Source organism: Curvibacter sp. GW821-FHT09D12 (assembly GCF_059416245.1).
In genome coordinates, this window is sequence record NZ_JBWKOU010000015.1 from 112,607 (window position 1) to 137,356 (window position 24,750).

26 protein-coding genes are annotated in these 24,750 nt (G+C 66.9%); 16 read left to right on the forward strand and 10 right to left on the reverse strand.

The window, feature by feature from the left end; genetic code table 11:
- Window positions 1-27 precede the first annotated feature (27 nt).
- The 5 genes from gsiB to AC07PT_RS21665 all read left to right on the forward strand — a co-directional run bounded on the left by gsiB (window position 28) and on the right by AC07PT_RS21665 (window position 5,564).
- Window positions 28-1,566 (forward strand): glutathione ABC transporter substrate-binding protein GsiB, encoded by a 1,539-nt coding sequence (gsiB, locus tag AC07PT_RS21645; protein WP_492349671.1) that lies wholly within the window; start codon window positions 28-30, stop codon window positions 1,564-1,566.
- 241 nt (window positions 1,567-1,807) lie between these two features.
- On the forward strand, window positions 1,808-2,728 hold the full coding sequence (gsiC, locus tag AC07PT_RS21650) for a glutathione ABC transporter permease GsiC (protein WP_492349672.1): 921 nt from the start codon (window positions 1,808-1,810) through the stop codon (window positions 2,726-2,728).
- Window positions 2,729-3,622 carry a glutathione ABC transporter permease GsiD gene (gsiD, locus tag AC07PT_RS21655; protein ID WP_494658043.1) on the forward strand — a complete coding sequence of 298 codons (894 nt, stop codon included), beginning with the start codon at window positions 2,729-2,731 and terminating at the stop codon, window positions 3,620-3,622.
- Window positions 3,623-3,625: 3 nt separating this feature from the next.
- On the forward strand, window positions 3,626-4,723 hold the full coding sequence (locus AC07PT_RS21660) for a DmpA family aminopeptidase (RefSeq protein ID WP_494658044.1): 1,098 nt from the start codon (window positions 3,626-3,628) through the stop codon (window positions 4,721-4,723).
- Between the two features lie 4 nt (window positions 4,724-4,727).
- A complete protein-coding gene (locus tag AC07PT_RS21665; protein WP_494658045.1) occupies window positions 4,728-5,564 on the forward strand; it encodes a M55 family metallopeptidase in 837 nt (278 codons plus the stop codon).
- An 8-nt stretch (window positions 5,565-5,572) separates the two neighbouring features.
- Here the strand turns inward: AC07PT_RS21665 and AC07PT_RS21670 are convergent, their stop codons facing one another.
- Both AC07PT_RS21670 and AC07PT_RS21675 read right to left on the reverse strand, forming a co-directional pair.
- A complete protein-coding gene (locus AC07PT_RS21670) occupies window positions 5,573-5,896 on the reverse strand; it encodes a type II toxin-antitoxin system RelE/ParE family toxin (protein ID WP_494658046.1) in 324 nt (107 codons plus the stop codon).
- Complete coding sequence (locus AC07PT_RS21675; protein ID WP_492349677.1) at window positions 5,893-6,165, reverse strand: hypothetical protein; 273 nt, start codon at window positions 6,163-6,165, stop codon at window positions 5,893-5,895. The genes AC07PT_RS21670 and AC07PT_RS21675 overlap by 4 nt, the downstream gene beginning before the upstream one ends.
- Window positions 6,166-6,296: 131 nt before the next feature.
- On the opposite strand from AC07PT_RS21675, the gene AC07PT_RS21680 reads away from it, so the two are divergent.
- Entirely contained in the window at window positions 6,297-7,544 is a 1,248-nt protein-coding gene (locus AC07PT_RS21680) for an HD domain-containing phosphohydrolase (RefSeq protein ID WP_494658047.1), read from the forward strand.
- On the opposite strand, the gene AC07PT_RS21685 is transcribed toward AC07PT_RS21680, so the two are convergent.
- Window positions 7,530-8,609: an NUDIX domain-containing protein gene (locus tag AC07PT_RS21685; protein ID WP_494658048.1), complete on the reverse strand. Its 1,080-nt coding sequence runs from the start codon at window positions 8,607-8,609 to the stop codon at window positions 7,530-7,532. The two genes, AC07PT_RS21680 and AC07PT_RS21685, sit on opposite strands and share 15 nt — an antisense overlap.
- Window positions 8,610-8,721: 112 nt before the next feature.
- On the opposite strand from AC07PT_RS21685, the gene AC07PT_RS21690 reads away from it, so the two are divergent.
- The 3 genes from AC07PT_RS21690 to AC07PT_RS21700 all read left to right on the forward strand — a co-directional run bounded on the left by AC07PT_RS21690 (window position 8,722) and on the right by AC07PT_RS21700 (window position 10,765).
- Complete coding sequence (locus AC07PT_RS21690; protein ID WP_492349680.1) at window positions 8,722-9,981, forward strand: Hsp70 family protein; 1,260 nt, start codon at window positions 8,722-8,724, stop codon at window positions 9,979-9,981.
- Window positions 9,982-10,100: 119 nt separating this feature from the next.
- Window positions 10,101-10,391 (forward strand): nucleotidyltransferase family protein, encoded by a 291-nt coding sequence (locus tag AC07PT_RS21695; protein WP_492349681.1) that lies wholly within the window; start codon window positions 10,101-10,103, stop codon window positions 10,389-10,391.
- Window positions 10,388-10,765, forward strand: a complete 378-nt coding sequence (locus AC07PT_RS21700) for a HepT-like ribonuclease domain-containing protein (RefSeq protein WP_492349682.1) — start codon at window positions 10,388-10,390, stop codon at window positions 10,763-10,765. Before AC07PT_RS21695 ends, AC07PT_RS21700 begins: the two co-directional genes overlap by 4 nt.
- A gap of 49 nt (window positions 10,766-10,814) precedes the next feature.
- On the opposite strand, the gene AC07PT_RS21705 is transcribed toward AC07PT_RS21700, so the two are convergent.
- Window positions 10,815-11,327 (reverse strand): OmpA family protein, encoded by a 513-nt coding sequence (locus AC07PT_RS21705; RefSeq protein WP_494658049.1) that lies wholly within the window; start codon window positions 11,325-11,327, stop codon window positions 10,815-10,817.
- A gap of 132 nt (window positions 11,328-11,459) precedes the next feature.
- Window positions 11,460-11,915, reverse strand: a complete 456-nt coding sequence (locus tag AC07PT_RS21710; RefSeq protein ID WP_492349684.1) for an Lrp/AsnC family transcriptional regulator — start codon at window positions 11,913-11,915, stop codon at window positions 11,460-11,462.
- A 295-nt stretch (window positions 11,916-12,210) separates the two neighbouring features.
- Here AC07PT_RS21710 and AC07PT_RS21715 point away from each other — a divergent pair, with 295 nt between their 5' ends.
- A complete protein-coding gene (locus AC07PT_RS21715) occupies window positions 12,211-13,365 on the forward strand; it encodes a LysR family transcriptional regulator (protein WP_492349685.1) in 1,155 nt (384 codons plus the stop codon).
- Between the two features lie 3 nt (window positions 13,366-13,368).
- On the opposite strand, the gene rsmI is transcribed toward AC07PT_RS21715, so the two are convergent.
- Window positions 13,369-14,298, reverse strand: a complete 930-nt coding sequence (gene rsmI, locus AC07PT_RS21720) for a 16S rRNA (cytidine(1402)-2'-O)-methyltransferase (RefSeq protein WP_494658050.1) — start codon at window positions 14,296-14,298, stop codon at window positions 13,369-13,371.
- Between rsmI and AC07PT_RS21725 the strand changes: the two genes are divergently transcribed.
- From AC07PT_RS21725 to AC07PT_RS21735, 3 genes are all read left to right on the forward strand, one after another.
- Window positions 14,298-14,702: a YraN family protein gene (locus AC07PT_RS21725; RefSeq protein ID WP_494658051.1), complete on the forward strand. Its 405-nt coding sequence runs from the start codon at window positions 14,298-14,300 to the stop codon at window positions 14,700-14,702. The genes rsmI and AC07PT_RS21725 overlap by 1 nt on opposite strands.
- A gap of 94 nt (window positions 14,703-14,796) precedes the next feature.
- Complete coding sequence (locus tag AC07PT_RS21730; protein WP_492349688.1) at window positions 14,797-15,393, forward strand: SIS domain-containing protein; 597 nt, start codon at window positions 14,797-14,799, stop codon at window positions 15,391-15,393.
- Complete coding sequence (locus AC07PT_RS21735; protein ID WP_494658052.1) at window positions 15,390-16,040, forward strand: BON domain-containing protein; 651 nt, start codon at window positions 15,390-15,392, stop codon at window positions 16,038-16,040. The genes AC07PT_RS21730 and AC07PT_RS21735 overlap by 4 nt, the downstream gene beginning before the upstream one ends.
- Before the next feature lie 78 nt (window positions 16,041-16,118).
- Here the strand turns inward: AC07PT_RS21735 and AC07PT_RS21740 are convergent, their stop codons facing one another.
- The 4 genes from AC07PT_RS21740 to AC07PT_RS21755 all read right to left on the reverse strand — a co-directional run bounded on the left by AC07PT_RS21740 (window position 16,119) and on the right by AC07PT_RS21755 (window position 20,001).
- A complete protein-coding gene (locus AC07PT_RS21740; RefSeq protein WP_494658053.1) occupies window positions 16,119-17,033 on the reverse strand; it encodes an NAD(P)-dependent oxidoreductase in 915 nt (304 codons plus the stop codon).
- Between the two features lie 77 nt (window positions 17,034-17,110).
- The gene (locus AC07PT_RS21745) at window positions 17,111-18,247 is read right to left on the reverse strand and encodes a PilT/PilU family type 4a pilus ATPase (protein ID WP_492349691.1); all 1,137 of its coding nucleotides are present in this window, start codon (window positions 18,245-18,247) and stop codon (window positions 17,111-17,113) included.
- A gap of 29 nt (window positions 18,248-18,276) precedes the next feature.
- Window positions 18,277-18,906 carry a cyclic nucleotide-binding domain-containing protein gene (locus AC07PT_RS21750; protein ID WP_492349692.1) on the reverse strand — a complete coding sequence of 210 codons (630 nt, stop codon included), beginning with the start codon at window positions 18,904-18,906 and terminating at the stop codon, window positions 18,277-18,279.
- Between the two features lie 51 nt (window positions 18,907-18,957).
- Window positions 18,958-20,001: a type IV pilus twitching motility protein PilT gene (locus tag AC07PT_RS21755; protein WP_492349693.1), complete on the reverse strand. Its 1,044-nt coding sequence runs from the start codon at window positions 19,999-20,001 to the stop codon at window positions 18,958-18,960.
- A 46-nt stretch (window positions 20,002-20,047) separates the two neighbouring features.
- On the opposite strand from AC07PT_RS21755, the gene AC07PT_RS21760 reads away from it, so the two are divergent.
- The 3 genes from AC07PT_RS21760 (at window position 20,048) to AC07PT_RS21770 (ending at window position 24,621) form a co-directional block, all read left to right on the forward strand.
- Window positions 20,048-20,773, forward strand: a complete 726-nt coding sequence (locus AC07PT_RS21760; protein WP_494658054.1) for a YggS family pyridoxal phosphate-dependent enzyme — start codon at window positions 20,048-20,050, stop codon at window positions 20,771-20,773.
- Window positions 20,774-21,071: 298 nt separating this feature from the next.
- On the forward strand, window positions 21,072-23,168 hold the full coding sequence (locus tag AC07PT_RS21765) for a PQQ-dependent dehydrogenase, methanol/ethanol family (protein WP_494658055.1): 2,097 nt from the start codon (window positions 21,072-21,074) through the stop codon (window positions 23,166-23,168).
- Between the two features lie 22 nt (window positions 23,169-23,190).
- Complete coding sequence (locus AC07PT_RS21770) at window positions 23,191-24,621, forward strand: aldehyde dehydrogenase family protein (RefSeq protein ID WP_494658065.1); 1,431 nt, start codon at window positions 23,191-23,193, stop codon at window positions 24,619-24,621.
- Window positions 24,622-24,750 lie beyond the last annotated feature (129 nt).

A 24,750-nucleotide genomic window follows, 5' to 3' on the forward strand; every position in this document is an offset into this window, starting at 1 on the left:
CTTCTTCAACCCCGGAGTGACTTCACCATGAAACTGAAACTGAATCACCTTGCCGCCGCCCTGGTGCTGGCCGGCCTGTCGGTCTCGTCGGCCCATGCCTCCAAAGACGTGGTGGTGGCGCTGTACTCGAGCTTCACCACCACCGACCCCTATGACGCCAACGACACCGTGTCGCAGGCGGTGGCCAAGTCCTTCTACCAAGGGCTGTACAGCTTCGACAAGGACATGAAGATGGTGCCGGTGCTGGCCGAGAGCAACACCGTCAGCAAGGACGGCCTGGTCTACACCGTCAAGCTCAAGAAGGGCATCAAGTTCCATGACGGCACCGACTTCAATGCCGAGGCCGTCAAGGTCACCTTCGACCGCGTGACCAACCCCGACAACAAGCTCAAGCGCTACAACCTGTACAAGAACATCGCCAAGACCGAGGTGGTGGACCCGTCCACGGTGCGCTTCACCCTCAAAGAGCCCTTCTCGCCCTTCATCAACACCCTGGCCCACCCCTCGGGCGTGATCATCTCGCCCGCGGCCCTGGCCAAGTACGGCAACAAGGGCATTGCGCAGAACCCGGTGGGCACCGGCCCCTTCAAGTTCGTCGAGTGGAAAGCCACCGACTACATGAAGGTCGCCAAGTTCGATGGCTACTGGAAGAAGGGCTACCCCAAGGTGGACACCATCACCTGGCGCCCGGTGGTGGACAACAACACCCGTGCCGCCATGATGCAGACCAATGAGGCGCACTTCGCCTTCACGCTGCCGCCTGAAGCGGTCGAGAACCTGAGCAAGAAGCCCAGCCTGGAAGTGACCCAGGGGCCCTCGATCGTGCAGCGCTACATCTCGTTCAACATGCAGCAAAAGCCCTTCGACAACCCGAAGGTGCGCCAGGCCATCAACTACGCCATCAACAAGGAAGCCCTGGCCAAGGTGGCCTTCTCGGGCTTTGCCGACCCGATGGACTCGGTGGCGCCCAAGGGCGTGGACTACTCGGTCAAGCTCGGCCCCTGGCCCTATGACCCCAAGAAGGCGCGTGAACTGCTGAAAGAGGCGGGCTACCCCAACGGCTTCGAAAGCACGCTGTGGAGCGCCTACAACCACACCACGGCGCAAAAGGTGATCCAGTTCGTGCAGCAGCAACTGGCCCAGGTGGGCATCAAGGTGCAGGTGCAGGCCCTGGAGGCCGGCCAGCGCGTCGAGCGCGTGGAAAGCGCACAAGACCCGGCCACCGCCCCGGTGCGCATGTACTACGTGGGCTGGTCGTCGTCGACCGGCGAAGCCGACTGGGCGCTGCGCCCGTTGCTGGCCTCCGAGTCCTTCCCGCCTCGCCTGTTCAACACTGCGTACTACAAGAACGAGGTGGTGGACCACAACATCGCCAAGGCCCTGAACACCACAGACCGCGCCGAGAAGACCCGCCTCTACACCGAAGCCCAGCAGCAGATCTGGAAGGACGCGCCCTGGGCCTTCCTGGTGACCGAGCGCTCGCTGTCGGTGCGCGCACGCAACCTGGCCGGTTTCTATGTGATGCCGGACTGGAACTTCAACTTCGACGAAATTGAATTGAAATAACCCCCCCCCCTGAGTCGCCTTCGGCGCCATCCCCCCAGGGGGACGACACCCGTGGCCGGGCAAAGCCCGCTCCACGGTGTCTGCTGGCATGGCTTGCTCCGCAGCCTTCTGAACGGTGAGGGCGTTGGGACGCCTAGTGCTGTGCGCCGGGCGTACTCTGTGTGAGGTCCTGATGTCAGACCGATAGCCATCACGATGGGGCCTTGGTCGCCCAGGATTTTTTTGATTGAGCTTGAGATCCATGATCCATTACCTTTTCAGGCGCCTGCTGGGGCTGTTGCCGACGCTGCTGATCGTGGCGGTGCTGGTGTTTTCGTTTGTGCACCTGTTGCCGGGTGATCCGGCACGGCTGGCCGCGGGGCCGGAGGCGGGGCCTGAGACGGTGGAGCTGGTGCGGCAGGACCTGGGGCTGGATCTGCCGCTGCACCAGCAGTTTCTGCGCTTTTTCAGCCATGCCTTGCAGGGCGATTTCGGTACCTCGATCCGCAGCAAGCGGCCGGTGGCCACCGAGATCGCCGAGCGCTTTGCGCCCACACTGTGGCTCACGGTGGCGGCCATGGTGTGGTCGGTGCTGCTGGGCGGGGTGCTGGGCATGGTGTCGGCGGTGTGGCGCAACCGCTGGCCCGACCGCCTGGGCATGACGCTGGCGGTGTCGGGCATCTCGTTTCCGTCGTTTGCACTGGGCATGCTGCTGATGCAGCTGTTCTCGGTGCAACTGGGCTGGCTGCCCACCGTGGGGGCCGACAGCTGGCGCCACTACATCCTGCCCTCGCTCACCCTGGGCGCGGGCGTGGCGGCCGTGATGGCGCGCTTCACGCGCAGCTCCTTCATCGACATCCTCAAAGAGGACTACGTGCGCACGGCCCGCGCCAAGGGCCTGTCAGAGACCGTGGTGGTGGTCAAGCACGGGCTGCGCAATGCGCTGATCCCGGTGGTCACCATGATGGGCTTGCAGTTCGGCTTTTTGCTGGGCGGCTCCATCGTGGTCGAGGTGGTCTTCAACTGGCCCGGCATGGGCCGCCTGCTGGTCGATGCGGTGGACATGCGTGACTACCCCGTGATCCAGGCCCTGGTGTTGCTGTTTTCGCTCGAATTCATCCTGATCAACCTGGTGGTCGATCTGTTGTACGCCCTGATCAACCCGACCATCCGATTCAAGTAAATGACCGAACAAACCACCCCTGACCGCCCTGTGCCTGCCCAGCAGGTCCGCACCCCGGCGGCTGAGTTCTGGCGCCAGTTCAAGCGCCAGCGTGTGGCCCTGTGGGCCGGCGGCTTTGTGCTGCTGCTGGTGGCCATCGCGGTGCTGGCGCCCTGGCTGGCGCCTTACGACGCCGAAAACTACTTCGATTACGACGCGCTCAACACGCCACCCAGCGCGGCGCACTGGTTTGGCGTGGATGCCCTGGGGCGCGACATCTTCAGCCGCATCCTGCTGGGCACGCGCATCTCGCTGGCCGCCGGCTTCATCTCGGTGGCGGTGGGCGCTGTGATCGGCACCGGCCTGGGCCTGCTGGCCGGGTACTACGAAGGCTGGTGGGACCGCATCGTGATGCGCATGTCCGACGTGCTGTTTGCCTTCCCCGGCATCCTGCTGGCCATCGGCATCGTGGCCATTCTGGGCAACGGCATGATCAATGTGATCGTGGCGGTGGCCGTGTTCAGCGTGCCGGCCTTTGCCCGCCTGGTGCGCGGCAATGTGCTGGCCCTCAAGCACCAGACCTACATCGAGGCAGTGCGCTCCATTGGCGCCACCGATGCCGTCATCATGCTGCGTCACCTGCTGCCGGGCACGGTGTCCTCGGTGGTGGTGTACCTCACCATGCGCATCGGCACCTCCATCATCACCGCGGCCAGCCTGTCCTTTCTGGGGTTGGGCGCGCAGCCGCCCACCCCCGAGTGGGGCGCCATGCTCAACGAGGCACGGGCCGACATGCTCAATGCCCCGCACATCGCGCTGTTCCCCAGCCTGGCGATCTTCGTCACCGTGCTGGCCTTCAACCTGCTGGGCGACGGCCTGCGCGACGCGCTCGACCCCAAGCTGGACCGGAACTGAACCATGCAACGCACCTTCCTGGGCGCACCCCAAGTCGGCACCCTGGGCAGCGGTCCGCTGGACGCCATCACCGACGTGGCCGGCGTTTCGCTGGGCCACGTCACCTTGTCCGAGGGCTCCGTGCAGACCGGCGCGACGGTGCTGCTGCCGGCCCTGGGTGACTTGTTTCTGCACAAGCTGCCGGCTGGCCTGGCCGTCATCAATGGCTTTGGCAAAAGCGCCGGCCTCATGCAGGTGCAGGAGCTGGGGCAGATCGAATCGCCCATCGCCCTGGTCAGCACCTTCGGCGTGGGCACGGCCAGCAACGCGCTGATCCGCGATGCGATCGCCCACCAGCCCGAGCTGGCGCGCAGCCTGCCCACTCTCAACCCCCTGGTTTTCGAGTGCAACGACGGTTGGCTCAATGACGCCCAGGCCCTGGCGCTGCAGGAGTCGCATGTGCTGCAGGCGCTGCAGACCGCGCGCGAGGCGGGGGCAGGCGCCTGCTTCGCGCAGGGCGCGGTGGGGGCCGGGCGGGGCATGTCTTGCCACGGCCTCAAGGGCGGCATCGGCACGGCCTCGCGCCAGTTCGACTGGCAGGGGCGCCGCTACACCCTGGGTGCCCTGGTGCTGGCCAACCAGGGGCGTCCCGAGGCCCTGACCCTGGCGGGCTGCTGCATCGGGCCCGTGTTGCAGCAGCGCATCGTCGGCGCCGAGGCGCCCGGGCCCGAGCGCGGCTCCATCATCATCGTGCTGGCCACCGATGCCCCGCTGGATGCCCGGCAGCTGCAGCGCGTGGCCCGGCGCTCGGCGGTCGGCCTGGCGCGCACCGGTTCCGACTATGGCCACGGCAGCGGCGATGTGGCCCTGGCCTTCTCCACCGCCTACCGCCTGCCGCAGCGCGCCGACCAGGCCATGCCCAGCGTCACCCTGTTGCATGAAAGCGCACTGGACCTGTTCTTCCAGGCGGCTGCCGAGGCCACCGAACAGGCCATCGTGCACGCGCTGTGGGCCGCCGTGCCCCTGACCGGGCGCGACGGTCACCACCGCCCTGCGCTCACCGCCGTGGCGCCTGAATTGCTGACCCAAGCGCCCTGGGCGCTGCTCCACCCGAAAGACTGAGGCCATGCCTGCACCCAAGATCCTGATCTCCATGGACATCGAAGGCGTGGCCGGCGTCTGGCGTCCCGAGCAGACCCAGGCCGGCAACGGCGAGTACGAACGCGCCCGCCGCTGGATGACTGAAGAAGCCAATGCCGCCGTGCGCGGCGCCCTGGCGGGTGGTGCCGGCGAGGTGCTGGTGAACGACTCGCACGGCCACTTCGGCAACCTGCTGGCCGACCTGCTGGACCCGCGGGCCCAACTGATCCAGGGCAAGCCGCGCACCCTGGGCATGATGGCGGGGGTGGAACAGGACGTGGACGGCGTGCTCATGATCGGCTGGCACGCCCGGGCCAAGACCCGTGGCGTGCTGGCCCACACCACCAACAGCTTTGCCTTTGCCCGCGTCTGGCTGGGCGGGCGCGAGCTGGGCGAGGTGGGCCTGTACGCGGCGCTGGCCGGCGAGCTGGGCGTGCCGGTGCTGCTGGTCAGCGGCTGCGACGTGCTGGCCGACGAGGTGGCGGCCCTGCTGCCCCCGACCGACATGAGCGTGGTCAAGTGGTCGGATGGCGCGCGCAGCGGTCGCTCGCTGTCGCCCCAGGCTGCCTGCGCCCAGATCGAGCAGGCCAGCCATCAGGCCGTGCTGCGCCTGCAGGGCGAGGGCGCCCCGCCGGCCTGGACCCTGCCCACGCCGCTGACCTTGTGCGTGCAATGCCAGACCCCGGCCCTGGCCGATGTCTTCAGCCTCTGGCCCGCGGTGCAGCGCGAAGACGGCGACACCCTCAGCCTGCCCTGCGCCAGCGTGCAGGACGCGGTGCGCAGCCTGAATGCGCTGGCGGCGATGTCGAGTGTGCTGCGTTGAACTTCGTTTCAGGCTGACGGGTAATCGTCCTCTCTTTGGTGGCGGATGGCTGCCACGATCACGGTGGCCGGCTCTGTGATCTCGAACAAGGCCACGTAGCCTGTGGCGCCGTGAGAGATCACCAACTCGCGCAGAGCGGGATCGCCATCCGCCTTGCGGCAGGTGTGGGGAAAGCGTTCCAGGCGCTTCAGACCTGCAGCAATGGTTTCCAGCGCTTCTTCCGCAGCTTCCAGGCGCCCACTGGCGCGGCGCAACTCACGTTCAATAACAAAATCGAACAGGCGTTGGATATCCTGCCGCGCGGCCTCTGTCAGGAAGACGGAGAAATTCACCGCAAGGTCTGCTGGGCGCGTGCCAGGCGGTCACGCATCTCCTGGATCACCTGGTCTGCGGTGATCAAAGGCTCCCCCATTCGTGCTGCGGCCAGTGATGCCCGGCCTCGTGCGAGGAAGCCTGTCTGTGTGTCATCGGGGGTGTTCTGTTCAACCGGGGCCTTCTCGGTGCTTGCAGGCCTCATGCGTCCGTCCGGGTACAGCGATGGCGCCAGTTCCTCGCACAGAACGGCGGGGTGGGCGGTCGAGGAGCCGTCGGTGGTTTTCATGGCCCGAATGTAGCGCTTTCCAAGGGCGTGTGAATTGCTTTTGCTCGGCTAGCTGACCAACGTTTGCCCCAACGGCTTGACAGCACGGGGGCCCAAGCCGACGATGGGGCGTCAATTTTTGCCCATTTCACATGTCCACCTTCCAGGTCAATCTGCGCGACGTCATCTATTCGCTGTCGGATGCCCTTGACCTGGTGGGGGTGACCCACATCCACCACGGCAAGCGGGTGGCCTACATGGCGGTGGAGTGCGCCAAGGTGCTGGGCTGGGCACCCGAGCGCCTGGACCGTCTGTTCCAGGCCGGCATGCTGCATGACAGCGGGGTGTCGCGCACCTATATTCACCGCCGCCTGACCCAGTTCGAATGGGAGGGCGAGGCCGAGCACTGCCGCATCGGCGCCGAGCTGCTGCGCAGCTGCCCTTCATTGGCCCCGCTGGCCGATATCGTGCTGCACCACCACACCCACTGGAGCACCTTGCAGGGGCTTCCCCTCAGCGACGAGGTCAAGCTGGCGGCCAATTGCATCTACCTGGTGGACCGCACCGACATCCTGACCCTGGCCGCGCTCAAGGACCAGTCCAACATCCTGTACGGGCGCGAGGACACGCGCCAGGCCATCGCGGCCCGGCGGGGAGACTGGTTCTGCCCCGAGCTGGTGGATGCCTTTTTGCAGGCCTCGGCCAGTGAGGCCTTCTGGTTCAGCCTGGAGAGCGAGCAGGTGCGCGGCTACGCTCACGAATGGATCGCCCACGACCGGGTGCGCGACGTCCCCTTTGCCGAGCTGCGCAGCCTGGTGCGCATCTTCTCGGTCATCGTCGACGCCAAGAGCCCCTTCACGCGCGAGCACTCCGAGGGCGTGGCCCGGTTGTCGCGCGCCCTGGGTGAGCGCCTGGGCCTGTCGGAGCGTCGTTGCGAGATGCTGGAGCTGGCCGGTCTGCTGCACGACCTGGGCAAGCTGCGTGTGCCCGATGAACTGCTCGACAAGCCGGGCCGCCTCACCCCCGAGGAGTACGCGGTCATGAAGCGGCACAGCTTTGACACCTACAGCATCTTGCGCACCATCCATGGTCTGGAGGACGTTGCCCTGTGGGCGGCCCAACACCATGAGCGCGTCGACGGCTCGGGCTACCCCTACCACCTGGGCGGCGAGCTGTCGATCGAGGCCCGCATCGTGGCCGTGGCCGACGTGTTCCAGGCCCTGGTGCAGACCCGGCCCTACCGCGCGGGCCTGTCGCCTGACCAAGTGATGGAGATCGTGCACGAACATGCCGACCACGGCGCACTGGACGCCGCGGTGGTGGCCGTGCTCGATGCCCAACTGAGCGTGTTCTGGGCCCTGGCGACGCCGGCCGTCACCCGGGGTTCAAGCCTGAAGTAGCTTCAAGAAGTGATCGATCACCCCAAAGTGGTCGTCAAAGAACTGTTCTTCCAGGCCTGCCAGATCCTGCTGGGCCACCCACAAGGCTTCGCGGGCATCGTCGTCGCCGGTCACCGCGGGCAGAGGACGTTGGCCCAGGTCGAAAAAGTGCGCATGGGTGATGGTGCGCCCGCGCTGGCTGCGGCCCGGGGCATCGAACACGGCCACGCCCTGCAGGGCGGCGCGCCACTCGGCCGGCGGCAAGGCCAGCCGGGTTTCCTCCTGCACCTCGCGCAGGGCTGATTCGAGCAGGGTGTCCTGCTGCTCCAGAAAACCGCCGGGCAGGGCCAGCAGGCCCGCTCCCGGGTGGCGGTCGCGCCGGATCAGCAACACCTGGCCGGCGCAGCGCACCAGCGCATCCACCGTCACGAACACCGGTGGGTAGGGCGCCACGGCCCAGGCCTCGCGCTGCTGGCGCAGCGTGCGCCATTCGGCGCGCAAGGCCTCGTAGCGCGCGGTGTCGACCAGATCGCCCAGCGCCTTCAGGGTGTCGGGTGCCAGGTGCGGGCTCAGGCGGGCCAGCCCGCGCGAAGGGCTGTCGGCGTTGAACCACAGATCTCGCAGCGCGCCCTCATCGGGCCAGGGGCTGCCTTCGGGGGCACTGGCCTGCAGCACCGGGGCGCTTGCCATGGCCTGCCACCCACTGGCCTCGGGCTGCCCCGCGGGCAGCACGCGCAACAGCGTGTCGGGCGCCTCGCCGCTGAGGCGGGCCACACCCTCGCGCAGCGCCTGGGCATTGCGCCCGGCCTCGCCCAGCTCGCGCAGTGGCATAAAGCGCAGGCGCTCGGCATCGCGTGGTGGCAGCGAGGCGCGGATCAGATCGGCGCGCTCGCCCCAGCTCAGGGGGTGGGCCGGGCTGCGCGCCAGCCAGGCCCCGGCCAGCACCACCACCACGCGCTGGGCATGGCGCAGTGCAGTCTGGATCAAGGCCAGGTCATGGCGGTGCAGCGGCTGGAAGTGGCCGGCACAGACAGCCCAGGCCTGGCGGGCAGGGGGCATCGCGGGGTAAGGGGCAGCGTTCGGCATGGTGCCCCGAGCGTAGCGTGCCCTGGCCCCGCCAGGGCTGTGACACAATCCCGGCCTTCGATTTTTTTGTTCTCGGCGGGCCTGTGGGGCGGCCGGGGCGTTCAGGCATTTCATGGCAAGCACACTTCCCGGCACGCTGGGCATCGACTTCGGAACCTCCAATTCGGCCGCTTCCTGGGCCCAGCCAGGGCAGGACGCCCGCCTCATGGTGCTGGAGGGGCAGGCCACCACCCTGCCTACCACCCTGTTCTTCAATGCCGAGGACAAGACCGTGCATTACGGGCGTGACGCCCTGGCCTGCTACCTGAGCGAGACCGAAGGCCGGCTGATGCGCTCGCTCAAGAGCCTGCTGGGCAGCCCGCTGCTGCTTGAGAAGACGGCGGTGAACGACCAGCAGATCAGCTTCCAGGAGATCATCTCGATGTTCCTCGGCGAGCTGGTGCGCCGCGCCGAAGCCCAGTTGGGCGGCCTGCCGCGCCACCTGGTGCTGGGCCGCCCGGTGCACTTCGTGGACGACGACGCTGAGCGCGACCAACTGGCGCAGGACATGCTGTTGCAGGCCGCTGCCGGCTGCGGCTTCAGCGAAGTGGGCTTCCAGCTCGAACCCATCGCTGCCGCGCTGGACTACGAGCGCCGCCTGAGCGCCGAGACCCTGGTGCTGGTGGTCGACATCGGGGGCGGTACCTCCGACTTCACCGTGGTGCGCCTGGGCCCGCAGCGCATCGCCCAGGCCGACCGGAAGGCCGACATCCTGGCCACCTCGGGCGTGCACATCGGCGGCACCGACTACGACCAGCGCCTGAACCTGGAGCAGGTCATGCCCCTGCTGGGCTACCGCCACCTGGGCCCCAAGGGGCGCGAGGTGCCCAGCCGTGTGTTCTTCGACCTGGCCACCTGGCACCTGATCCACTGGCAGCAGACGCCCAAGGCGGTGCGTGAGGCGGCCGAACTCAAGATCGATTACAGCGACCTGCGCCTGCACGAGCGGCTGATGACCGTGCTGCGCGAGCGCCATGGCCACCGCCTGGCCAACAGCGTCGAGCAGGCCAAGATCGGCTGCTCCTCCGGCCAGGGGCCGCAGACCATCGACCTGTCACTGATCGAAGCCGGCCTGCAGGCCAGCCTGAGCCCCGAGGACCTGGCCCGCCATCTGGACCACCTGCTGCAGCAGGTGGTGGCCTGCGCACTGCAGTGCGTGAGCGCGGCCGGGCTGCAGCCGCAGCAACTGGGCGCTGTGTACCTGACCGGTGGTTCATCGGCCCTGCGCCCGTTCCAGCAGGCCCTGGCCCAGGCCTTCCCGGGCGTGCCCCTGGTCGAGGGCGATCTGTTCGGTGGTGTGGCTTCGGGGTTGGCTTACGGGCACATGGGGTGAGTGGGCCCACGGCGCGCTGTGTGGCCCCCTCAATGGGCACATTTGGCACAATGGGCCCGCTGAGCCAGTGGGAAATCCCGGGTTCTGGCGTCCAACCGAATTTCGTTGTGGGAGCGTGTATGAAGCCCTCCGTTGCTCTGGCCTTGAACCGTTCCGAAATCCGGCGCGTGGTGGCTTTGCATCGTGCCTGCAACGCGCGCGTGTTCGGTTCGGTGCTGCACGGGGTGGACACCGACGGCAGTGATCTGGACCTCCTGATTGACCCGACACCTGAGACGACCTTGATGGATGTGGCGGCGATCCAGGTCGAGTTGCAGCAATTGTTGGGTGTGTCGGTCGATGTGTTGACCCCGAAGGCGCTTCCTGAGAAATTCCGCGGTGCCGTGCTCGCCGAGGCCGTTCCGGTATGAACAAGGCCCTGCGTGTGCCTGACTATCTGGAGCACATGCTCCAGGCCCTCGAACGTATCGCGCGGTATACGGCAGGCATGGATGAGCAGGCGTTTATGAGCAGCGAACTCGTTCAGGACGCCGTGCTGCGCAACATCGAGATTCTTGGCGAGGCATCCAAACACATCCAGCGTGTGGCCCCCGGGTTTGCCGCTCGCCATGCCGATGTTCCCTGGCAGGTGATGTACACGATGCGCAACCGGGTGTCTCATGGCTATGACACGGTGGACCTGGAGATCGTCTGGAAGTCGATCCAGGGCGATCTACCTCTGTTGTTCAAGCAGGTGCAGGCTCTGGTGGCAGCTGACCCATCCCCTGGGCCTGCTCAGGCATGAAAAAGCCCGGGCAAGCCGGGCTGTTCGGGGCGTGAGGCCTGCGCGCTGATCAGTTGGCCGGCAGCAGGATCACTTCCACGCGGCGGGCTTCGGCCTCGCTGCCGGTGCCGGTGCTGACTTCGGGCTTGCGCAGCTCGATGGCTTCTTCGCTGGCGCCGAGGGCTTTCAGCACTTCGCGCACGGCGATGGCGCGTTGCTTGGCCAGTTCGGCGTTCTGCTCGACCGAGCCGGTGGCGTCATGGAAACCCGAGATGGCGGCCTTGCGGCCGGCAGCCAGGCCTTGGGCCACTTCGGCCAGGGCTTGCTGCGCACCTTCGGCCACGTCGGCGCTGTTGGTGGCAAAGAAGAACTTGACCACACCGTCCTCAACCTTGACCGAGGCCACTTCCACCACGGCGTCGGCGGCAGCAGCAGGTGCTTCGGCGGCGGCGGGGGCCGGGTGGCGGACGCCGAACTTGCCGACCACGGTGCCCACCACCGAACCCACCACCAGCAGGATCAGGACGGCGAGAAAACCGAGGGCAAATCGTTGTTGGCTGTCGTTGTCTTGGCTGCTGGACATGGGGTCTCCTGGGTGGGGGATCCGGTTCGGATCCGGGTTGAATGGATGACAGGCTGAAATTCAGAGCCCTGGGCGGCCATGGCACGCCGGGCGCAACCCGCGATCATAAACAAGCCAGGCGGCGGCCGTGCGTCACAGGCCCAGCGGCAGATCGGCTTTCTTGAGCGTGCGCAACACAAAACGCGACTGACTGTGACGAATGCCCTTGATCTGGTACAGGCGCTCGCGCAGAAAGCGCTCGTAGTCGCGCGTGTCGCGCACTGCCACCTTGAGCAGGTAGTCGTACTCGCCCGACACCAGCAGGGCCTCCACCACCTCGGGGATGGCGGCCAGGGTTTCGCCGAACTTTTCCAGCGTGTTGTCCGAGTGGCTGTCCAGGGTGACCTGCACCAGCACGGTCTCGTTCAGGCCCAGGGCCTGGGGGTTCAGGCGCACGGTGTAGCCCTCGATCACGCCGGCCTCTTCGAGCTTGCGGATGCGTCCCCAGCAGGGTGAGGGGCTCAGGCCCACGGCCTGCCCGATGTCTTGCAGGCTGGTGCGGGCATCCGCCTGCAGCACCTGAAGGATTTTTCGGTCTATTCTGTCCATTCGGAAAATTCTAGGGTGATTCGTGAAATCGCAGAAAAATTTTCTGTTTCAAGATCAATCTTTGCGAAAAACAGAATGTGAATCGGCTGCCCCGCAGGCAAACTTGTGGTCATGGCGAAGGGCTGACCGGCCCGGCTGCCTCAGGGGGAGCCCTGCCGGTGACCGCCGGCATGGGGACCTGCGCTGCAATTCACCGGCCAACCTGGGTTGAAGGCCTGCCATTTAACGGGCCCGAAGGGGGCGGTTTCAGAAATAATGAGCGTTTTGCTACGTCAACCATTTCTGGAGCCGCCCCATGGACCGCCTGCAGTCAATGAAGGTTTTTCAGGCCGTCGTGAACGAAGGCGGCTTTGCCGCCGCCGCCCGCCGCATGGACCTCTCACCCGCCGTGGTGACGCGCCTGGTGGACGATCTGGAGCAGCACCTGGGCACACGGCTGTTGCAACGCACCACCCGCAAGAATGCGCTCACCGAGGCCGGCCAGGCCTACCTGACCCGCTTGCGGCTGATCTTGAGCGACATCGAAGAGGCCGAGGCCTCGATGCGCGAGCACACCCAGGAGGTGGCGGGCCTGTTGCGCATCCAGGCCCAGCCTGTGATGGCGGTGCACATCCTGGCCCCCCAGGTGGCCGAGTTTCGCCGCCTGCATCCGCGGGTCTCGCTGGACATCCACACCGCCTCGGCCAGCGAGTTGGCCATCGAAGATTTCGACCTCACCCTGTTGGGCGCGGGCAGCGAGTACGACGCGAACGTGATTGCCCGGCCCATCGTGTCGAGCGTGGGCATTGTCTGCGCTTCGCCGCGCTACCTGCGCGCGGCGGGTACGCCGCGTCAGCCCGAAGACCTGCGCAACCACGCCTGTCTGCGCCTGCGTCTGCCCAGCATGCGCCCTGGCGTGTGGCGCCTGATGAATCCTGATGACGGCGATCGCGTGCTGGACGTGCAGGTCGACCCCGTGATGGTGGCCGATCACACCGACACCGTGCTGCAGGCGGCCCTCAATGGCGCGGGCGTGTGTGCCCTGCCCATGGACCTGGCTGCGCCTTACCTGCGAATCGGGCAGCTGCGCCGTGTGCTGGCACCGTGGATCACGGCCCGCTTCACGCTGTATGCCGCCATGCCCAGCCGCAAATTTGTGCCGGCGCGCACTCGGGCGTTCCTGGACTTTTTGATTGAACGCACCCGCTGGATGCTGGCCGAGGCTGAACGCACCTGGCCCACCAGTTCGCTGGTGCCGCAGATCGTGCCTGGGGCCTTGTCTCCCTGCCCGCCTGGCGCGCCGGGATCGGCCGAAGTCGATCCCCTGACTTGCGAGGAGCTGCAGCCCTTGCCGTGCGCGGAGGTGTCCGCCGAGGCCGGCGGTGGTGCTGACGCTGGAGCCGGCCCGGTGGCGCCAGAGGCCCCGCGCAAGCCCGGGCGCAAAAAATCCCTGCCCGGCATGCCGGGCTGAGCCTCAATCCTCGGAGGGCAGGCCTTTCTTGAGCTCCAGGGCCTCCTGGTAGAGCGCGTTTTTCGAGCCGCCGGTGATCTCGGCGCACAGCCGTGCGGCGGTCTTCAGGGGCAGCTCGGCCAGCAGCAGCTTGAGCACGCGCAGCTCGTCACCACGGTCCTGCACCACGGCTTCGGGGGGGTGGATCAGCACGGCAAACTCGCCTCGGGTGCGCTGCGGCTGGGCAGCCAGCCAGGCGCTCAGGCCTTCGGCGGGCAGGGTGGCCACCTCTTCGAACTGCTTGGTCAGCTCACGCCCCAGGGTGACGCGACGCGGCCCCAGCACGGCCAGGGCGCGTGCCAGGTCTTCGATGCGGTGCGGGGCCTCCAGCACCACCACGGCCCGCGCTTCAGCGGCCAGGGCCTGCACGGCGTGGTCGCGCTCACCGGACTTGGTGGGCAGAAAGCCGGCGAACACAAATCCGCTGGCCTGTTGCGCCTGGGCCGCCACACCGGCCACCGACAGCAGCGTGGTCACGCTGCTGGCCCCGGGCAGGGGCACGGTGCGCAGGCCGGCGGCCTGCACGGCCTGGACCAGGCGGGCGCCCGGGTCGCTGACGGCCGGGGTGCCGGCATCGCTGGCGTAGGCGATGCGCTCGCCACGCTGCAGGCGCTCGATCACCATCTGGGCCGCCTCGGCCTCGTTGTGCTGGTGCACGGCCAGCAACTGGGCGCCAGGCCGGTCGATGCCATAGGCCCGCAGCAGGGCCTGGGTGTGGCGGGTGTCTTCGCAGGCCACGGCGTCGACCAACTGCAACACATGCAGTGCACGCAAGGTCATGTCGGCCAGATTGCCGATCGGCGTCGCCACCACGTAAAGGGTACCCTGGGGGTAATGCTGCGGGGCTGCCGCCTCGCGGGCGGCACTCAGGGCAGAAGCAAAAGATGCGCTCAATGGGATTCCTTGGAAAGAAGCCGGCTGCGCCGGCCCGCCCGACCACGCGGGCGCTGGGCGAACATGCCGAACGGCAGGCCTTGCAGCATCTGCAGGCGGCGGGCTTGCGCCTGCTGCAGCGCAATTATCGAACGCCCGGGCGCGGTGGCGGCGAGATCGACCTGATCATGCGCGCCCGCGATGGCACGGTGGTCTTCGTCGAGGTGCGGCACCGGCGGGCCAACACCCATGGCGGCGCGGCCGCCAGCGTGGGGGTGACCAAGCAGGCCCGCATCGTGCTGGCGGCGCGGCACTACTTGATGCGCCTGGCCACGCCGCCACCCTGTCGTTTCGACGTGGTCTCGGTCGAGGGCGATGCGCCAGGCACCGTGCATTGGCTTCAGGCGGCGTTCGATGCCTCGTGATCCCGCCGCCTTGGGGCGCCTTGTCACTTGACCCGCCCGACAACCCTGGTTTCAGCCCTCTGGCCGTCATGGTGCGGGGGTATCATCGGCGCCCATGCTCGAGCAACGCATCCAACAGCACTTCATCGACAGTGCCGACCTGAAATACCAGTCGGCGCAGATCCTCAGCAAGCCCATTGCCGACGCCGTGCAGGCGATCATGACCTGCGTCACCAGCGGCTGCAAGGTCCTGGTCTGCGGCAATGGCGCCTCCTCGGCCCTGGCCCAGCACGCGGCCGCCAGTTTTGTGGGCCAGTTCGAACGCGAACGCCCCGAGCTGGCTGCGCTGGCGCTGGGCACCGACGCGGCCGCCCTCAGCGCCCAGGCCGAGCAGGATTTCCGCCAGGTATTTGCGCGCCAGGTGCGCGCCCTGGGCCTGGCCGGCGACGTGCTGCTGGCCCTGTCGGCCGACGGCCAGTCGCCCAGCGTGCAGGCCGCCGTCGAGGCAGCCCATGAACGCGACATGACCGTGGTCGCCCTGACGGGCCGCAGCGGCGGTGCGCTGGGCGCGGGTCTGCGTGAAACCGATGTCCATATCTGCGTCCCGCACGAGCGCGTGGCGCGCATCCAGGAGGTCCACCTGCTGGTGCTGCATTGCATCTGCGACGGGGTGGACGCCCAATTACTTGGTGAACAGGAGCTTCCAACATGAATCAACGTTTGACACGGGTGGCCCTGGCTGCCCTGGCCGGCGCCGCCCTGGTGAGTCAACTCACGGCCTGCTTCCCGCTGGTGGCCGGGGGGGCCGTCATGACCGGCATGGTCGCCACCGATCGTCGCACCTCCGGCGCGCAGGTGGAAGATGAAGGCATCGAGCTGCGCTCGGTCAACCGCCTGCATGAGGCGTTGGGCGACGGCCTGCATGTCAATGTCACCAGCTACAACCGCCAGGTGCTGCTGACCGGCGAGGCCACCACGGCCGAAGCCAAGCAGAAGGCCGAGCAGATCGTGCTGCGCGTCGAGAACGTGCGCGGCGTCTACAACGAACTGGTGGTCGGCATTGCCAGCCCCCTGAGCGATCGTTCGCGCGATGCCCTGATCTCGGGCAAGGTGAAGGCCAGCCTGGTCGATGCGCGCGACCTGATCTCGAATTCGTTCAAGGTGGTGACCGAACGCCAGGTGGTCTATCTGATGGGCCGCGTGACCCAGCGCGAAGCCAATCGGGCCACCGAGATCGCCCGCGGCGTCGACGGGGTGCAGAAGGTGGTGCGTCTGTTCGAGATCATCTCCGAGGAAGAGCTCAAGAACCAGATGCCCACCCCGCCCAAGAACGCCGAGCCGGCCAAGACGGGCGGCTGATCGGTACCGGGCAGCGCTGCTTTCAGGCCAGCCAGGCCGGCTGCCGGGCCCCAGGGGCCCGGGGCCGGCTTTTTTGCTTCAGCGCAGGCGCTTGATCAGGCTGGAGGTGTCCCAGCGCCGGCCCCCCATCTGCTGCACATCGGCGTAGAACTGATCCACCAGCGCCGTTACCGGCAGGCGGGCGCCGTTGCGCTTGGCCTCGTCCAACACCAGGCCCAGGTCCTTGCGCATCCAGTCGACGGCAAAGCCGAACTCGAACTGGTCGGCCACCATGGTCTTGCCGCGGTTGTCCAGCTGCCAGCTCTGGGCCGCGCCCTTGCCGATCACGTCCAGCACCTGGGGCATGTCCAGCCCGGCCTTCTGGCCGAAGGCGATGGCTTCGGACAGGCCTTGCACCAGCCCGGCGATGCAGATCTGGTTGACCATCTTGGCCAACTGGCCGGCGCCGCTCTCGCCCAGCAGCGTGAAAGCGCGAGAGAAAGCCATGCCCACCGGGCGGGCTGCATCAAAGGCGGCCTGTTCGCCGCCACACATCACGGTCAGCAGCCCGTTCTGGGCCCCGGCCTGGCCGCCCGACACCGGGGCATCGACAAAGCGCAGGCCGATCTGGCGGGCGGCTTGGGCCAGCTCGCGGGCCACTTCGGCCGAGGCCGTGGTGTGGTCGATGAACACGGCGCCCGGCTTCATGCCGGCGAAGGCGCCGTCGGCCCCCAGGGTGACCGAGCGCAGGTCGTCGTCGTTGCCCACGCAGCAGAACACCAGGTCGGCGTCCTGCGCGGCCAGGCGGGGGGTGGCTGCCGCACGGGGGGCGGCAGTGGCCGCAAACTCCTTCACCCAGGCCTCGGCCTTGGCGGGTGTGCGGTTGTACACCGTGACCTGGTGACCGGCCAGGGCCAGGTGGCCGGCCATGGGGTAGCCCATCACGCCCAGGCCGAGAAAGGCGACCTTGAGCGAGGGGGTGGCTTCGTAAGTACGTGCGTTGGTGCTGGACATGGCGATCAGTGCGAGTGGATGGGGTTTGGCAAAAGAAAAGCCGCCGGCCCCCGGCATGGGGGCCGGCGGCGCGGGTTTCAGACGATGGCGAAGTGCTCGGTACCGGCGGACAGGTCCTGGTTGCGGGCGCGCTGGCTGTTGAGCTTGATCTGCAGGCGCAGGTCGTTCAGCGAGTCGGCGTTGCGCAATGCATCTTCGTAGGTGATGACGTTGCTCTCGTACAGGTCGAACAGCGACTGGTCGAAGGTTTGCATGCCCAGGTTGCGGCTCTTCTTCATGATCTCCTTGATCTCGGAGACCTCGCCCTTGAAGATCAGGTCGGAGATCAGCGGGGTGTTGAGCATCACCTCGACCGCGGCGGCCCGGCCTTTGCCGTCCTGTTTGGGGATCAGGCGCTGCGAGATCATGCCGCGCAGGTTCAGCGACAGGTCCATCAGCAACTGGTCGCGCCGCTCTTCGGGGAAGAAGTTCACGATGCGGTCGAGCGCCTGGTTGGCGCTGTTGGCGTGCAGGGTGGCCAGGCACAGGTGGCCGGTCTCGGCGAACACCACGGCGTGTTCCATGGTTTCGCGGTCGCGGATTTCACCCATCAGGATCACATCGGGCGCCTGGCGCAGGGTGTTCTTGAGTGCGGCCTCCCAACTGTCGGTGTCCAAGCCCACCTCTCGGTGGGTGACCACGCAGTTCTTGTGCGGGTGGACGAACTCGACCGGGTCTTCGACCGTGATGATGTGGCCGTAGGAGTTCTCGTTGCGCCAGTCCACCATCGAGGCCAGCGTGGTCGACTTGCCCGAGCCGGTGGCGCCCACCATGATGCACAGGCCGCGCTTGGTCATCGCCACTTCCTTGAGCACCTGGGGCAGGCCCAGGTCGTCGATGGTGGGCAAGGTCATCGGGATCACCCGCAACACCATGCCGACCTTGCCCTGTTGCAGGAAGGCATTGACGCGGAAGCGCCCGATGCCGGCCGGCGAGATCGCGAAGTTGCATTCCTTGGTTCGTTCGAACTCGGCCGACTGCTTGTCGTTCATGATCGAGCGGGCCAGCGCCACCGTGTGCACCGAGGTCAGCGGCTGAGGCGAGACCTTGGTGATGCGTCCGTCCACCTTGATGGCCGGTGGAAACTCGGCGGTGATGAACAGGTCGCTGCCGTTTCTGCTCACCATGAGCTTGAGCAGATCGTTGATGAATTTGCTCGCCTGATCGCGTTCCATGTGGAGATGTCCTGCTGTGGGGGCTGTGTCTATTTCTGGTGGTCGCTGAGCCGGGCGCTCACCACGCGCAGGCGCAGTGAGAGCTTGCGGGCCAGCAGGGCGACCAGGCTGGCGGCCAGTTGAGGGGCCTGGGTCATCATTTCGTCGAGGGTGTCGGCACTGAGCACCGCCACGTCGCAGGGCGTCAGGGTGGTGCAGGCCGAGAACCGGATGCCGCTGTCGAGCAGCGACATCTCGCCCAGGATGTCGCCGGGCCGGGTCTCGGCCAGGCGCAGGTGCTCGCCCCAGGGCTGCACCCGGTCCACCGCGATGGCGCCGTTGAGCAACACCACCATGAAGTTGCCGTACTCGTCCTGCAGGATCAGGTCGCGGTTGGCCGGCACGGTGGCAAAGTCGAAGAAACGCTCCATCCGCTCGATGCCGTCGGCCGGCAACTGCGCCATGTACTTGTCGCGCGCCCACAGGCCCTGCAGCATCTTGCTGCCCTGGGCGGACGAGAGGCGCTTGGCGCCCACCTCGACCGCGCGGGCCTCCCAGGGCACCAGCATGGCCGAGTCGACGCCCTGGCCGGCAAAGGCGGTCGAGAACAGAACCGAGTCCTGCGGGTCATCCGGGCGGGGTGCGGTCTTCTGTCTGAGCAGTCCGAGGATGCCTTTCATGGGTGACTCCCTTGCTTTTGTTTTGTGGTGTTGTTCTGGGCGTGAAGAGCGTCAGCCCGGGAAGTTTTCCGGCGTCTTGGCCTTGCTGCGGGCTTCGGCTGCACTGATCACATTGCGCCGCACCAGATCGGTCAGGCACTGGTCCAGGGTCTGCATGCCCACGCTGTTGCCGGTCTGGATGGCCGAGTACATCTGCGCCACCTTGGCCTCGCGGATCAGGTTGCGGATGGCGCTGGTGCCGACCATGATCTCGTGCGCCGCCACGCGGCCCTGGCCGTCCTTGGTCTTGCACAGGGTCTGCGAGATCACCGCCTGCAGCGACTCGGACAACATGGCGCGCACCATTTCCTTCTCTTCGGCCGGAAACACGTCGATGATCCGGTCGATGGTCTTGGCCGCACTCGAGGTGTGCAGGGTGCCGAACACCAGGTGGCCGGTCTCGGCCGCCGTCATGGCCAGTCGGATGGTCTCCAGATCGCGCATTTCACCGACCAGGATGGCGTCCGGGTCTTCACGCAGGGCCGATTTCAGGGCCGCGTTGAAGCTCAGGGTGTGCGGGCCCACCTCGCGCTGGTTGACCAGGCATTTCTTGGATTCGTGCACGAACTCGATCGGGTCTTCCACCGTCAGGATGTGGCCGTATTCGCTCTCGTTGAGGAAGTTGACCATGGCCGCCAGCGTGGTCGACTTGCCCGAGCCGGTCGGCCCGGTCACCAGCACCAGCCCGCGCGGCTTGAGCGACAGGTCGGCAAAAATCTTGGGTGCGTTGAGTTGCTCCAGCGTCAGGATCTTGGACGGAATGGTCCGGAACACCGCGCCCGAGCCACGCTGGTGGTTGAAGGCATTGACCCGGAAGCGGGCCAGGCCTTCGATTTCGAACGAGAAGTCGACCTCCAGGAACTCTTCGTAAGCCTTGCGCTGCGAATCGTTCATGATGTCGTACACCATGGCGTGCACCGTCTTGTGGTCAAGTGCATCCACATTGATGCGGCGCACATCCCCGTGGACCCGGATCATCGGTGGCAGGCCGGCCGACAGGTGCAGGTCGGAGGCCTTGTTCTTGACGCTGAATGCCAGCAACTGGGTGATGTCCACGGAATCCCTCTTTCCACTTGATAGTTTGCTACGCTCGCAGGTAATTATGACGATGATTGGTAACAACCTCCAAGCTGTGCAGGAGCGCATCCGCCGTGCCTGCGAGGCAGCCGGGCGCGCGCCGGGCAGCGTGCGCCTGCTGGCCGTGTCCAAGACCTTTGGCCCCGACGCGGTGCGCGAGGCCGCCGCCGCCGGCCAACACGCCTTTGGCGAGAACTACCTGCAAGAAGGCGTGGCCAAGATCGAGTCCCTGGACGCCCCGCCCGAGCCCCTGCGCCCTCGCCCCGAGTGGCATTGCATCGGGCCGGTGCAATCCAACAAGACCCGCCTGGTGGCGGCCCATTTCGACTGGCTGCACTCGGTGGACCGGCTGAAGATCGCCCAGCGCCTGAGCGAGCAGCGCGGGGCCGACCAGCCCCCGCTGCAGATCTGCCTGCAGGTCAACATCGACGGCGGGGCCAGCAAGTCGGGTGTGGCGCCCGATGAGGTGCTGGCCCTGGCCCGCGAGGTGGCGCTGCTGCCGCGCCTGTGCCTGCGCGGGCTGATGACCATCCCCGAGCCACGGGCCGATTTCGAGGCCCAAAAGCAGGTGCATCTGCGCGCCCGGGCCCTGTTCGATGCGGTGCGTGCGGCGGGTCTGCCCGGGGCGGCCCAATTCGACACCCTGTCCATGGGCATGACCGGTGACCTGGAGGCCGCCATCCACGCCGGCAGCACGATGGTGCGCGTGGGCACGGCCATCTTCGGCGGGCGCAGCTACCCCGTGGCCTGAGCCCCGGCCGGGCCACGGCCTGTGGACACCGCGCTTCGGCGCGTGCTCATTCTCATGGGCTGATCGGCGCATCCCTCTGCACAAAGTACCGGCGATGCGCCATGGCGGCGCGCTCGGCGGGTGTGGGCGCGCGCAGCCGGTCGAGTGCGCTGGGCAGATACATGATCTTCGGCTGGCTCCATCGCGGAGCACCAATGCTCCAGAAAGCATGGCGGGCGCCCCCAGCGTGGCCGGTCATCCCAACTTCTGAGGCGCTGGTGCCGCGAGCGGACTTGCGACATACCACCCAGGAGACACCATGCTTGCCACCGCACTGCCTGCACTGTTCATCAGCTTGTGGGCGTTTTCTGCCCTGGCCCAGGAAGATGCCCGCCCGCACAGGGAGGCCGTGAAGCGTGTCGACGAAGCCTTCATTCGCGCCAACCAACTCAAGACACCCGACTGGCCCTCCACCGGTGTCGACTACGCCGAGACCCGTTACAGCCGACTGGACCAGATCCATGCCGGCAACGCCCGGCAACTGGGTCTGGTCTGGTCGTACAACCTGCAGTCCACGCGCGGCGTGGAGGCCACACCGGTTGTCGTCGACGGCGTGATGTACCAGACCGCGTCGTGGAGCGTGGTGCACGCCATCGACGCGCGCACAGGGCGGAAAATCTGGAGCTACGACCCCAAGATCGATCCCGCTCGGGGCAAGAATGGGTGCTGTGACGTGGTCAACCGCGGTGTGGCGCTCTGGAAAGGCAAGGTCTACGTGGGCGCCTTTGACGGACGTTTGATCGCGCTCGACGCCACCACCGGTGCGGTGGTGTGGGAGAAAAACACCCTGGAGGGTCACCCCGGGCCCTACACGATCACGGGCGCACCGCGTGTGTTCAAGGGCAAGGTCATCATCGGGAACGGCGGCGCCGAATTCGGCGTGCGCGGCTTCATCACCGCCTACGACGCCGAGACGGGCGAGCAGCGCTGGCGCTGGTACAGCGTCCCAGGCGACCCGGCCCAGCCCTACGAGACGCCTGAGTTGAAGGCGGCCGCCAAAACCTGGGACCCGAGTGGCGAGTACTGGAAGGCGGGCGGCGGTGGCACCCTGTGGGACAGCATGGTCTTCGACCCCGAGTTGAACACGATGTACGTCGGTGTGGGCAATGGCTCGCCGTGGTCGGCCAAGGTGCGCAGCCCCAAAGGGGGCGACAACCTGTACCTGGGCTCCATCGTGGCGCTGGACCCGGACACAGGCAAGTACAAATGGCATTACCAGGAGACGCCTTCGGACAACTGGGACTACACCTCGACCCAGCCCATGATCCTGGCGGACATCCTGCTGGGCGGCAAACGGCGCAAGGTCATCCTGCACGCGCCCAAGAACGGCTTCTTCTTTGTGTTGGATCGCACCAATGGCCAGTTCATCTCCGCCAAGAACTTCGTGCCGGTGACCTGGGCCAAGGGCTACGACAAGAACGGCCGCCCCATTGGCATTGCGGCGGCGCGCGATGGACGCGACCCCGACGCCGTGCCGGGCCCCAACGGCGCACACAACTGGCACCCCATGTCTTACAACCCCCAAACCGGCTTGGTGTACCTGCCCGCGCAGCACATTCCTGCGGCGCTGGTGGATGATCCAGGCTGGAAGTTCAATCAACTGCGGCCCATGGCCCTGGGATCGGGCACGGGCTGGAACACCGCCAAGATCATTCCCGCCGAGCCGCCCAAGAGCCAACCCATGGGCCGTCTGCTCGCCTGGGACCCCGTGCGCCAGAAAGAAGTCTGGCGCGTGGAGCACATCTCACCCTGGAACGGTGGCACGTTGACCACGGCCGGCAATCTGGTGTTCCAGGGCACGGCCGATGGGCGCTTTGTGGCGTATGACGCCACCAGCGGAAAGACGCTCTGGGAGAGCCCGGTGGGTACCGGCGTCGTGGCCGCGCCCAGCACCTACCTGGTGGACGGCCAGCAATACGTGTCCATCGCCGTGGGGTGGGGGGGCGTTTACGGTTTGGCGGACCGCGCCTCAGACAAACAGATGCCCGGCACCGTCTATACCTTTGCGCTGGGGGGCGGCGCCAAGCTGCCTGACTTTGTGGCGTATCGCGCTGGCAAGTTGCTGCAAGGCGTGAAGTACGACCCCGCCAAGGTGCCTGAAGGCATGGGTCTGTACCTGGCCAATTGCTATGTCTGCCACGGCGTGCCTGGCGTCCAGAAAGGTGGCGCCTTGCCCAACCTGGCCTACCTCGACGCAGACTACATCGAGCACCTGCCCAGCTTCATCTTCAACGGGCCGGCCACCTCACGCGGCATGCCTGATTTCACCGGCAAGCTGACGGCGGATCAGGTGGAGGCGATCAAGGCCTTCATCCAGGGCACCGCCGACGCCATTCGCCCCCCCAGCGCTCAATAACCCCCAAGGAGACCCCATGACCGTGCAACACCCCCTCAAGTTCTACATCGACGGGCAGTGGGCCGATCCCGCCGCACCGGCGACCCACGACGTCGTCAACCCCTCCACCGAAGCGGTCTGTGCGCGGATCAGCATGGGGGGCGTCGCCGATGTCAACCGGGCCGTGGCCGCCGCGCGGCGCGCCTTTGTCACCTACTCGCAGACCACGCGCGAAGAGCGCCTGGCCCTGCTGGGCAGGGTGCTGGAGGTCTACCAGAAGCGCTACGGCGACATCGTGGCGGCCATCTCTCTGGAAATGGGCGCACCCCTGTGGTTGTCCAAGGCGGCGCAGGCGGCGATGGGTGTGGCGCATCTGGCCACCACCCTGGAGGTGCTGAAGAACTTTGCGTTCGAGCAGGTGCACGGCACCACGGCGATCGTGCACGAGCCTGTGGGCGTGGTGGGCATGATCACACCCTGGAACTGGCCCATCAACCAAATCATGTGCAAGGTCGCACCGGCCCTGGCCGCGGGGTGCACCATGGTCCTCAAGCCGTCTGAAATGGCGCCCCTCAACGCCTTGCTGGTGGCCGAGGTACTGCACGAGGCGGGGGTGCCCCCCGGCGTGTTCAACCTGGTCAACGGCGACGGCCTCACGGTGGGGCATGCGCTGTCGGTTCACCCTGACATCGACATGATGACCTTCACGGGCTCCACCCGCGCGGGCATTGCCGTGGCCAAGGCCGCGGCTGAGACGGTCAAGCGGGTGGCCCAGGAACTGGGGGGCAAATCGGCCAACATCGTGCTGGACGATGCCGACCTCGACAAGGCCGTCAAGCAGGGGGTGCAAGCCGTGCTGATGAATTCGGGCCAGAGTTGCAACGCGCCCACGCGCATGTTGGTGCCGCGTGCCAAGCAGGCACAGGCCATGGCCCTGGCCAAGGCCGTTGCAGAGGCCACTCCGGTGGCCGACGCGCTGGCCGAGGGCATGCACATGGGCCCGGTCGCCAGCCAGGCACAGTTCAGCAAGATCCAGGGCCTGATTCAGCAAGGCATCGCCGAAGGCGCCACCTTGGTCGTCGGCGGTATCGGCCGGCCGGAAGGCTTGACACAGGGCTTTTTCGTCAAGCCCACCGTGTTCGCCGACGTGCGCAACGACATGACCATTGCGCGCGAAGAGATCTTTGGCCCGGTGCTGGTGATGATCCCGTACGACAGCGAAGAGGAGGCGATCCGCCTGGCCAACGACACCCCATTCGGCCTGTCGGGCTACGTTCAGTCGGGCAGCCTGGACCATGCACGCCGGGTGGCCCAGCAACTGCGCACAGGCATGGTTCACCTGAACGGCGCAGGCCCCGACTTCGCGGCGCCGTTTGGGGGTTACAAGCAATCGGGCAACGGGCGCGAGTGGGGCGAGCACGGCTTCCGTGATTTCCTGGAGGTCAAGGCCATCATGGGGGCCTTGGCCCGCTGAGCCATTGCCGAGACTGAGCCGTTGCCGATGGAGCCCATGCTGCCGGGCCATCAGGGCGGCGGCTTTGGTGGCCCTGTGGTTCAGGCGCATTGAACGCGTTGCTCAACCCAGGCCGCCGGCCCGTTCGCA

Excerpts from the sequence above, each read along its gene's own strand:
- AC07PT_RS21675 (WP_492349677.1), bottom strand. The coding sequence starts at position 6,165 with ATGAAAACCACCGACGGCTCCTCGACCGCCCACCCCGCCGTTCTGTGC.
- AC07PT_RS21685 (WP_494658048.1), bottom strand. The coding sequence starts at position 8,609 with ATGCCGAACGCTGCCCCTTACCCCGCGATGCCCCCTGCCCGCCAGGCC.
- AC07PT_RS21725 (WP_494658051.1), top strand. The coding sequence starts at position 14,298 with ATGGGATTCCTTGGAAAGAAGCCGGCTGCGCCGGCCCGCCCGACCACG.
- AC07PT_RS21660 (WP_494658044.1), top strand. The coding sequence starts at position 3,626 with ATGCAACGCACCTTCCTGGGCGCACCCCAAGTCGGCACCCTGGGCAGC.
- AC07PT_RS21765 (WP_494658055.1), top strand. The coding sequence starts at position 21,072 with ATGCTTGCCACCGCACTGCCTGCACTGTTCATCAGCTTGTGGGCGTTT.
- gsiD (WP_494658043.1), top strand. The coding sequence starts at position 2,729 with ATGACCGAACAAACCACCCCTGACCGCCCTGTGCCTGCCCAGCAGGTC.
- AC07PT_RS21680 (WP_494658047.1), top strand. The coding sequence starts at position 6,297 with ATGTCCACCTTCCAGGTCAATCTGCGCGACGTCATCTATTCGCTGTCG.
- gsiC (WP_492349672.1), top strand. The coding sequence starts at position 1,808 with ATGATCCATTACCTTTTCAGGCGCCTGCTGGGGCTGTTGCCGACGCTG.
- AC07PT_RS21690 (WP_492349680.1), top strand. The coding sequence starts at position 8,722 with ATGGCAAGCACACTTCCCGGCACGCTGGGCATCGACTTCGGAACCTCC.
- AC07PT_RS21760 (WP_494658054.1), top strand. The coding sequence starts at position 20,048 with ATGACGATGATTGGTAACAACCTCCAAGCTGTGCAGGAGCGCATCCGC.
- AC07PT_RS21750 (WP_492349692.1), bottom strand. The coding sequence starts at position 18,906 with ATGAAAGGCATCCTCGGACTGCTCAGACAGAAGACCGCACCCCGCCCG.
- AC07PT_RS21700 (WP_492349682.1), top strand. The coding sequence starts at position 10,388 with ATGAACAAGGCCCTGCGTGTGCCTGACTATCTGGAGCACATGCTCCAG.
- AC07PT_RS21715 (WP_492349685.1), top strand. The coding sequence starts at position 12,211 with ATGGACCGCCTGCAGTCAATGAAGGTTTTTCAGGCCGTCGTGAACGAA.
- AC07PT_RS21740 (WP_494658053.1), bottom strand. The coding sequence starts at position 17,033 with ATGTCCAGCACCAACGCACGTACTTACGAAGCCACCCCCTCGCTCAAG.
- AC07PT_RS21695 (WP_492349681.1), top strand. The coding sequence starts at position 10,101 with ATGAAGCCCTCCGTTGCTCTGGCCTTGAACCGTTCCGAAATCCGGCGC.
- AC07PT_RS21710 (WP_492349684.1), bottom strand. The coding sequence starts at position 11,915 with ATGGACAGAATAGACCGAAAAATCCTTCAGGTGCTGCAGGCGGATGCC.
- AC07PT_RS21735 (WP_494658052.1), top strand. The coding sequence starts at position 15,390 with ATGAATCAACGTTTGACACGGGTGGCCCTGGCTGCCCTGGCCGGCGCC.
- gsiB (WP_492349671.1), top strand. The coding sequence starts at position 28 with ATGAAACTGAAACTGAATCACCTTGCCGCCGCCCTGGTGCTGGCCGGC.
- AC07PT_RS21730 (WP_492349688.1), top strand. The coding sequence starts at position 14,797 with ATGCTCGAGCAACGCATCCAACAGCACTTCATCGACAGTGCCGACCTG.
- AC07PT_RS21705 (WP_494658049.1), bottom strand. The coding sequence starts at position 11,327 with ATGTCCAGCAGCCAAGACAACGACAGCCAACAACGATTTGCCCTCGGT.
- AC07PT_RS21665 (WP_494658045.1), top strand. The coding sequence starts at position 4,728 with ATGCCTGCACCCAAGATCCTGATCTCCATGGACATCGAAGGCGTGGCC.
- AC07PT_RS21745 (WP_492349691.1), bottom strand. The coding sequence starts at position 18,247 with ATGGAACGCGATCAGGCGAGCAAATTCATCAACGATCTGCTCAAGCTC.